This is a genomic window from Vibrio sp. 10N.261.52.A1 (genome assembly GCF_002876325.1).
GTDB classification, from domain to species: Bacteria; Pseudomonadota; Gammaproteobacteria; order Enterobacterales; family Vibrionaceae; genus Vibrio; species Vibrio chagasii.
This window is the reverse complement of record NZ_MCYD01000337.1, coordinates 3924-4150: the sequence shown is the minus strand read 5'-3', so window position 1 is coordinate 4150 and position 227 is coordinate 3924. Positions and strand designations below refer to the sequence as shown.

Annotated in this window: 1 pseudogene; it reads right to left on the bottom strand. The window is 41.4% G+C overall.

What is annotated here, in order from left to right:
* Nucleotides 1-22: 22 nt before the first annotated feature.
* Nucleotides 23-227 (bottom strand): annotated as a pseudogene (locus BCT81_RS04185) (23S rRNA (cytidine(2498)-2'-O)-methyltransferase RlmM); the annotation flags it as partial.

Below are 227 nucleotides of genomic sequence, written 5' to 3'. Positions count from 1 at the left end.
CACTGATATATCAACGCTAATATTAGTGCGGTGAGATGTTTGAAAGCGACTGAATATGAACGGTGATCTCTTCACGGTCATGATATAGGTGCTTCGCCTGCATCTTGAACTTCACTTTGTTCTCAATCAGGAACAATTTTAGGTTCTCAATATCTTGCAGAACTTCATCGTAACGGCCCTTCATTGGCAGTTTAAGGTTGAATAGTGCTTCTTTCGCCCAACCTTTG